At 25.2% G+C, this 7,452-nt stretch carries 6 protein-coding genes; all 6 read right to left on the bottom strand.

What is annotated here, in order from left to right; genetic code table 11:
- Positions 1-56: 56 nt before the first annotated feature.
- A complete protein-coding gene (locus tag VLM92_RS07905) occupies positions 57-3,614 on the bottom strand; it encodes an AAA family ATPase (RefSeq protein WP_325275794.1) in 3,558 nt (1,185 codons plus the stop codon).
- Positions 3,615-3,851: 237 nt separating this feature from the next.
- The gene (locus VLM92_RS07900) at positions 3,852-4,676 is read right to left on the bottom strand and encodes a dipeptide/oligopeptide/nickel ABC transporter ATP-binding protein (protein WP_325275793.1); all 825 of its coding nucleotides are present in this window, start codon (positions 4,674-4,676) and stop codon (positions 3,852-3,854) included.
- Between the two features lie 9 nt (positions 4,677-4,685).
- Positions 4,686-5,354, bottom strand: coding sequence for a dipeptide/oligopeptide/nickel ABC transporter ATP-binding protein (locus tag VLM92_RS07895; protein WP_325275792.1), 669 nt, complete (start codon positions 5,352-5,354; stop codon positions 4,686-4,688).
- On the bottom strand, positions 5,354-6,199 hold the full coding sequence (locus VLM92_RS07890) for an ABC transporter permease (protein ID WP_325275791.1): 846 nt from the start codon (positions 6,197-6,199) through the stop codon (positions 5,354-5,356). The genes VLM92_RS07895 and VLM92_RS07890 overlap by 1 nt, the downstream gene beginning before the upstream one ends.
- Entirely contained in the window at positions 6,196-7,161 is a 966-nt protein-coding gene (locus VLM92_RS07885) for an ABC transporter permease (RefSeq protein WP_325275790.1), read from the bottom strand. Before VLM92_RS07885 ends, VLM92_RS07890 begins: the two co-directional genes overlap by 4 nt.
- Positions 7,162-7,164: 3 nt before the next feature.
- The coding region (locus VLM92_RS07880) for a hypothetical protein (RefSeq protein ID WP_325275789.1) at positions 7,165-7,452 on the bottom strand (288 nt) is incomplete at its 5' end.

The following is a 7,452-nucleotide window of genomic DNA, read 5'->3' as shown; positions in this document are numbered from 1 at the left end:
TTTTTTATTTCCTTAGTGTTTTTTAAAGGTACCTTGCGAGCATATCCCTTTATCTTTTATTTTAAATTTATAAGTTTTTGTTTTAAAAGTTTAAACTCTTCTGCTGTTATAACATTTAAATCATATAGATTTTTTAATTTTATAAGTTCATCTCCTAAAGCTGAATTATATAGACTATAATGATTTTGTTTAATATCTTTTTCATATTTTGTAATTGTGTTATTTATTTCAATACTATTCTTTTTTATAAACTTTTCTTTACTTATTATAAGGTCTTTTGATGTTATTATATTTATTTCCTTTTGAGGAACTTTTTCATCACATATTCTTACACTTTGAACTCTTATTAACTTATCTAAATAGTTTTTAATCATGAGTCCATTTCTTAAACTTAGATTCTTATTATATATTTCACTTATTACGCTATCTAATACACTCTCTGCTTTATTATCTAATACAAATCCCTTATTTTTTAACAAGTACTTAGCTATATTAAATAAAGACTCTTCATTATAATCTTCTAAATCAAACCATACTGGAAATCTATAATTTAAAGAAGGATTAAATAATATTAATTTTCTCATATTATTTATTTCTCCTGATAAAGCAATTACTATTTTATTTTTATTTTTATCTATAAACTTTATTAAAGAAGCCACTACATCTTTATAATTACTTTCATTTAAAATCAAATCTGATTTATCTATTAATAAAACTTTACCTAAGAATTTATTAAATATATCGTCTAGTTTCATGCCTTTATTAATCATTGATATTACTTCCATTATATCCATTTCTACAACTGTCTTAGCTTTTACAATTCCCCTACTATAATACATCTTTGCTAATATATTAAGTACTGTCTTTTTGCCGGTTCCCATTTCTCCTGTTAAAACAATATTCATATATTTATTTATATCCGTTCTTATCCCTAATTTTTCCCTTTTCTCTTTAGCTTTTATGAGTTTATATTGGTTTCTTAAAAATTCTTTAGCATTTTCATTTCCTACTAAATTTTTTAATTTTTCTTCTAAATTAAAATCATTTTCATATTCTGATACATTAATTTTTTCTATATCTTTAGTAGTTATTAAATTCATTTCATATACACTTATATCATCTTCTGCTATTCTTATACTTTGATTTCTGATTAAACTTTCAACATAGTTTCTAACCATTCTACCATTTCCAGATTGTGCATCTGAGCTTTCATATATATCTACAAAACTCTTTTTAAGAGATGTATATCCATTTTTAGATAATTTAAATCCTTTTGATTCTATTAATTTTATAGCCATTTCTAATAATTCATTTGGATTATAGTCTTCAAAAGTTGTCCAAAGTGGAAATCTTGATCTTAAACCTATATTTACATCAAAGAAATCTTCCATTTCTTCTTCATAGCCTGCAAGTATTACTATTACTTCTCTTGAATGATCTTCTATTAATTTTAAAAGAGTCTCTATAGCTTCTGTACCTAATGAATCATTAGCAAGTGTATATGCTTCATCTATAAATAGTATCCCACCAATAGCTTCTTTAAATTTTTCTTCTGTCTTTTTAGAAGTTTCTCCTGGTATTTCTGATACAAAGCTTGATCTATCAGTTTCTATTAATTGACCTACTTTTAATAGACCCATACTATTTAGCATTTCTGCAACTAATCTTGCTATACTTGTTTTTCCTGTACCTGGATTACCTGCAAATACCATATTTAAGTTTTGCTCTATCTTTGTACTAACCCCTGCTGATTTTCTTTTTTCTTGAGCTACTATTAACTTATATTGATTTCTTAAAAGCTTTTTAACATCTTCAAGTCCTATTATTTCACTTAATTTTTCTTCTAAATTAAACTTTGTCTTAACCTTAAAGTTAAAGTTATCTCTCTCTAGCAAATCTATTTGCTTTTCATTATCTGTTAAATATTTTTTAGATGCATCAAGTATTGCATTTTCAACTATATTTCTTACAAACCTAGCATTTCCTAAATCATTTTTACCTGTTATTTGATTTCTTGTAAATAAGTCTATTAAATCATTTTTAATATTTTTCGCTATTCTATATCCTTTTGATTTTGCAATTTTCAATGCTATTTCATACATTTCTACTGGATTATAGTCTTTAAAATGTATTACATTTGGAAACCTTGACTTAAGCCCTGGATTAAAACTTAAAAACTCTTCCATGTCATTTTCATAACCGGCAAATATTACTACTAAATCATCTCTATTATCTTCTATTCCTTTTAAAAGTGCATCGACTATTTCTTTTCCTACTTTATCATCATCACTTTCACATAAGGAATATGCTTCATCTATAAATAAGACTCCTCCTATTGCTGAATTTATTATATCTATAGTTTTCTTTGCTGTATCATTTGTACTTTCACTTACAAAGTCAGCTTTGCTAACTTCTCTATATACGCCTTTTGATAAGATACCTAGAGCATTTAAGTACTCATACGTAATTCTAGCTGCGTTAGTTTTACCAGTACCTGCATTTCCTGCAAATATCATATTCATAGATACATTAGAAGTTTTAAGTCCTAGTCTTTCTCTTATTTTTTGTACTTTATAATTATTTTCTACATTATCTATAAATGTTTTTAATTCCTTCATTCCAATAATAGATTTTAATTTATATTTAGCTTCTTCTAATGTTGGGGTAGTATAATTATTCAAATTAAATACTTCATTATATGTTTTACAATATATTTCATTATTTTCTATATATACAATTACTTTACTTTCCATTTCTATTTCTTCTACTTTTATCAAGTTTCTAATTGGATTATCTAGTTTATAAGAAACATATTCAGATATTCCAAAATTACTATCCGGACTATAGTTTTCTTGTAAGTATTTACATATTCCAAAGTATTCATCTTTTTTATCATTATCGTTTATATCTAAAACTATATCTATCTTTAAATCATGTTCTAAATTTTGTATATTTTCTAATATTCTTCTTTTTACAACTACATTACGTTCATTTTCATCTAATTTTTTTGTGTACAGCACTTTATCTAATTTTTTTATAAATGCATCTTCAACTATTTCTTCACTTTCAATCCCTTCACTTTCATTTAGTGTAAATACTAAAAATTTATTATGACATACTAATTTATTTATTTTATCAATGTCTTGATTGTCAGCTTCTACCATAAATTTATTTTTTATAATATAACTATCGTCTAAATTAAAGCATGAATTTGGAGATATATTTTCTAATGTTTTTATTATTTCTTCAGTGGTATTTTCTATATTTTTAAATAATACGCACTGCGAGTTATCATTTAATACATCATACAGATCTGTTAAAAATTCATTATACCCTAATTTAAAATTATAAGATGCTAAGTTTATTTCTTGTACAAAATCATTTTCTATTAGTTGTAATTCTTTCATAAATTTAAACATTAACCTTATACTTGTTTTTTTTGCTGTATCTTTTTCTCCCCTTAATAGTATTATTCCTTTTTCATCTGATTGAATTTTATATTTAAAGTAATCACATAACTCATTTAAAAACTTTTCTTGACCTATTAATTTTTTACTAAGCTTTTTTTCAATATTTTTAAATTTATCTTGTAAACTCGTATTTTTTTGATGCATTGTTGTACTCCTTTATATTTATGTATTTATATAAGTTTTCCACCATATAACATAATTAATACTTTTACTAAAGAATGAGTTATTTTAAAATCATTATATTCACAACAACATCCACAACTATAATAAGCCTAACACTTGCAAAATATTAAGTGTTAGGCTTATTTAATATGATATTTATTTTATATACTGAACTGCATAAATAATAATTAATTTATACAAATAAGCAAAGCTACTTTTTTAAGCTTCTTTTAAAGATTTTTTATGTAAATACTCCCAATAGTTAGTTAAATCTTTAGAAGCTAGTATTAATTCTTTTGTATATTCATTATCTTGAATAGTTTTTATTTCTTCACAAGATTTTGCTTCTATTATTTCGCCATTTTTTACAACTACAACTTTATCACAATTGTCTAAAACTGTACTTATATCATGGCTTATTAAAATTATAGATATTTTTTCTTTTTCTTTAAGCTCATTTAATAAACTTAGTACTCCATTTTTAGAATCAACATCTATCATAGAAGTTGGCTCATCTAAAACTAAGAAACTTGGATTTGTAGCTATACTTCTTGCAATAGCAACCCTTTGCCTTTCTCCTCCACTTAGTTCACTTGGATATTTGTTTATATAATTTTTAGGGTCTAAGTGAACCTTTGTAAGTATTTCACTTACATATTCTTTTATTTTACTGATTTCATTTTCTATCTTATGTATTTTTATTGGTTCACTTATTATATCTATAACTTTCATGTATGGACATAAAGATGCGTATGGGTCTTGCATTACTAGTCCCATATTTTTATATACACTGGATCTTTTTTTGCCTTTTATATTTAATATATTTTGATTTTCAAAATATATATTTCCACTATCTGCACTTTCTAGGTTGAAAAGTATTTTTATTATAGTAGTTTTACCACTTCCACTGTTACCAATTATCCCTATGCTTTCATTTTTCTTTATTTCAAGGTTTATATTTTTTAGTACTTGCTTTTTTATTTTTTTATTATTTTCCATCCTATAAAAAGACTTATTTAAGTTTTCTATTTTTAATATGCTCATCTTATCACCTTAAACTGCTTTCGCAATTTTTTTATTTTTTATATATAAAACTTCATCACAAAATGCATCTACTAATCTTTTGTCATGACTTACAAATATTATAGATATATTTAATTTTTCTTTTATATTTTTTAAATAATAAAGTATTTCAGCTTCTACTAATAAATCTAGTCCTGTTGTTGATTCATCTAATATTAAAAGCTTTGGATCTGTGCAAAGGGCACAAACCATTGCGAGTCTTTGCTTCATACCTCCACTTAATTGGTGTGGGTATAAGTTAAGCATTTCTTTATCTAAGTTAACCATTTTAAGCAAGTTTCCCACTTTTTCATCAAATTCTTTTTTACTTAACTTAGAAAATCTATATAACTCATTTACAGTTTCACTTATTTTAACAACAGGATTAAAAGAGTTCATAGCAAGCTGAGGAACTATTGAAATATTATCCCATGTAGGCTTACCCTTTAGTTCTTTGCCTTCAAACTTCATAGTTCCACTATAACTTCCACCTAAGTTTTGTATCATCCCCATTATAGTCCATATAATAGTACTTTTCCCACTTCCTGATTGACCTACTATTCCTAATACCTTTGAATACTCTAAATCAAAGCTAATATTTTTAACTATTTCTTTGTTTCCATAAAATATATTCATATCTCTTATTTCTAGCAAATTCATTAAGCCACCTCCTTTTTAGGTGATAGTGAATTTTCAACTATATATCCAATTAAAACAAAGGACATACTTAATATACATATACAAAGACCTGTTGGAACTATCCACCAAATCCATGCATCAGTTAAAAATACATTTCTACTTTGTGCATAATAAAGTATACTTCCCCAACTTTTGATAGTTGGATTTCCAAGTCCTAAAAAGCTAAGTGATGATTCTGTTATTATAGAACCTTTTATTAAAAACATAAATCTATATACTACTATTGGAAATATTTCCTTTAATATATATTTTCTAAGTATATAAAAGTCACTTGCTCCCATTGATTTTATATTTAATATGTAATCTTTATTTTTTATTTTAATTACTTGAGATCTTAGTATTCTAACACTACTTGGCCAATATGTAAGTCCTATTATAAGTGATATACCTATATAGCTACCTCTAAAAAATACTGATAAAAGTATAACCAAAGGTAAAAATGGTATAACTAAGAAAAAATCAGTTATTCTCATTATTATATCTTCACTTTTACCTCCATAGTAGCCTGCACGCAATCCTAATACTACAGCTATTACTATTGATATTATAGAACTTATAAATCCTATAAGTAAGGAAATTCTAGTTCCATATATAACTTCACTAAGTATGTCTTGGCCAATATCATTAGTTCCAAGTAAGTGTGAACTACTTGGCTTTAAAAATGGAAGATTTACTTTTTCATAAGGATTGTATGGAGAAAGTACTTGTGCAAATATTGCAATTAATATAAACATGCTTAATATAGCAAAACTTACTCCTAATACTCTTTTTTCAAATTTGCTTAAGTTTTTTATGTAATTTTTCATACCTTATCCACCACTCTCGGGTCTATATATTTATATAATTTATCAGCTATATAATTTGAAAGAATAACCATAGTCGATATAGTTAAAAAACAGTATTGTATAAGTGGATAATCTCTTGCAATAATTGAATCAAACATTATCTTTCCAAGTCCTGGATATGAAAATACACTCTCCACCACTATAGATCCACTAAATATATATCCAATGTTTAGCATAAATATTGTAAACACAGGTAATAGAGAATTTCTAAGTATATACTTTTTCTTTATGACTTCATCTGGTATAGACTTTACTTTAGCCATAAATATATAATCTTCATTTAACACTTCAAGTACAGAGACCCTCATTTGTATATAAAAACTGCTTATCGATGTTATAACCATAGCTGTTAATGGTAATATTAAATGTGTTAGTACATCTAATAATCTAGTTATAATATTAAAATCTCCATAAACTGTATAAGCTCCAAAGCTTGGGAATATGGTCAATTTAACTGAAAATAATACTAATAAAATCATACTTATCCAAAATAAAGGAAAACAGCTTAAAGATGAAACAAATAAGTTCATCTTTAAGCTTTTTTCTTTTTTCTTCATAGCAGACTTCAATCCTAAATAAGATCCAAGTAGGGTACTTATTATTATATTTAAGGTTGATAATAGCAAAGTCCATAGTGTAGCAGATTTTACTACATCAAATATAGGTAGCTTTTTAGAAAAAGACATTCCAAAATTAAGAGTTATAATATTTTTTATATATTGTATAAATTGAATATATAAAGGTTTGTCTAAATTATAATCACTTATTAACTGAGCTTTTTCTTGAGCTGTTAGCATACCTATATCTTCTCCTACTATATAAGCTAAAGGATTTCCTGGTAACAATTTTGGTAGTAAGAAATTCATAACTATAACTAAAAATATTAAAATTAAGTAATTTATAAACTTCTTATTTTTTTTCATCTCTTATGCTCTTTTCTTTTTATTAAAATATATAAATGCAGCTAGTCCTGCTGCAACTATGCCTGCTCCTCTGTATATAGTGCTATTATCTTTGCTGCTTGATGCTACAACTGAATCATTATTTAAGAAAGAAAATCTATTTATAATTCCAAATCCTTTTTGCATAACCCAATTTTCACCAAAGTTCTTATTATATACATTTATTACATCTTGATTTAATAACGTTATAAAAGGAACTTCTTCTCCAAGTATCGCTTGTAATTCTTCCATTAGCTCTTTTCTTCTCGTTAT

Source organism: Romboutsia sp., assembly GCF_035470145.1.
In the GTDB taxonomy this organism is placed as follows: Bacteria; Bacillota; Clostridia; order Peptostreptococcales; family Peptostreptococcaceae; genus Romboutsia_D.
Note: the sequence above shows the minus strand (reverse complement) of the source record. Positions and strands in the feature narration are given on the sequence as shown.